Source organism: Paenibacillus sp. J31R109 (assembly GCF_059692055.1).
This window is the reverse complement of the sequence record NZ_JCAUAR010000045.1, coordinates 1-1787: the sequence shown is the minus strand read 5'-3', so window position 1 is coordinate 1787 and position 1787 is coordinate 1. Positions and strand designations below refer to the sequence as shown.

Here is a 1787-nt window from a genome sequence, read left to right as displayed (position 1 = left end):
CTAAACATTCCTGTTAAGGCTAAGAAATGGCCTTTGTCAAAAAAGGAGCGCCTCGGTATGATGGGTTTGTCCCGGGCTTAAAACCCAACACCATCAAGGAGGCGCTCTTATTATGAATTTTAAACAATCAGAAGTACAAAATCAACGAATTGAACGAATTACTACATCTCATCTTGTTGTAGGTGTTGATATGGCTAAGGAAATTCATGTGGCGCAAGCTACGAATTTCCGTGGAATTGTGCTCTCGAATCGACACCTCTCGTTTAGTAATACCATAGAAGGCTTTGACAAGCTGCAACGTTGGATAGAGGGAATTCAACAAAAGCACCGTTTGAACCGTGTAATCATTGGCATGGAACCCACTGGACATTATTGGTGGAACTTAGCAAATTGGCTTACAAACAAAGGCTCGAATGTCGTCCTAGTGAATCCAGCCACCACCAAAAGAAACAAGGAGAATCGAGATAATAGTCCGTCCAAGAGTGATCCGAAGGATGCGCTTGTCATCGCAGACATTGTAAGTCGTGGTTATTATTATGAACATACAAAGCAAGCTCAAGAGTTCCAGAGATTACGTACCCTAATGAGCGATCGGGAGTTCTGGGTCGCCTACAGTGTCCGGTTGCAGAATCGGATTATCCGTTGGTTAGACATTCGATTCCCAGAGTATACATCAGTGTTTAAGGATTGGTCTTGCAAACGTTCTATGGCCACATTGAAAGAATTACCATTACCACAAGATCTTGCGTCACGATCCATTCCCGAGATGATTACGACTTGGAGAAAGCATATGAACAGAGCAGGCGGTTCTACAGGCACGCAGAAAGCTGCTGAGCTTATTTCTCAAGCCAAGCGGAGCGTGGGGGATGTCACAGCTTTAGCTGAGGCAAAACGAGATTTAGAACGATTAATCTCAGAGTATGAACGCGTCGTGGAAATGCTAGGGGAGATGCAGAAGCAAATCCTAGACATACTTAATGAGATTCCGATGGCAAGTCAGCTTCGCTCCATTAAGGGGCTTGGTCCCATCTTTGTTGCAGCAATTTTAGCTGGTGCGGGTGATCTAGGGCAGTATGCTCATGGTCGCCAGTTACTGCGAAAAGCCGGTCTTAATCTAGCTGAAAGTACATCTGGAAAACGGAAGGGACAGATCATCATATCCAAACGAGGAGATTCTACCTTACGTAAATATTTGTTTCTCGCTACCCTACAGCTCATTGGTGTAAATCCTGTATTTCGAGAGTTACATGAGTATAACGTTAAGGTAAAGCATATGAAGAAGCTCAGATCCGTATTTAAACTGCTTGGAAAAGTAGCTCGAATCTTAATAAGCATCGTTCAAAAGGCTGAAACATTTACGCCCGAAAAGGCAAGACACATCGTTACACAAGCTGCATAAATTTGCAAAAATACGTAGATTGACTCATTCGCAGGATTTTACAAAGAACGCACGGAGAACCGAGTTCCTGCCCGAGTAGGGCTTTGACCCGTCCGCTAAACGCAATCGGTCTCCACATCTTGGAAAAGTATAACGATGGAATGTTAGGGCCTAGACCCGTAGAGCCATGGGATGGTAAACTTCCAGGTATTTGTGGAATATGCGTGCAGTAGAGTGAATTTTAGGGGAATGAATTTTACGGCTCCTCTGTTCCCGCACGCTTATAATTAAAGAATTTAATCCATAGGACTTCGTTTTCTAAGCGGTCGTTATTTTCATGGTGATGAAATCCTGCGAATGAGTGAGCATACGTTAAATAAACCCTTAAAACCGAGGGACGGGCAGGATA

The 1787-nt window shown here is 43.8% G+C and carries 1 protein-coding gene; it reads left to right on the top strand.

Annotated features, from left to right (window positions below; translation table 11 throughout):
• The first annotated feature begins 112 nt into the window (after positions 1-112).
• Positions 113-1399 carry an IS110 family RNA-guided transposase gene (locus AC58QT_RS35950; protein WP_497413120.1) on the top strand — a complete coding sequence of 429 codons (1287 nt, stop codon included), beginning with the start codon at positions 113-115 and terminating at the stop codon, positions 1397-1399.
• The last annotated feature ends 388 nt before the right edge of the window (positions 1400-1787 follow it).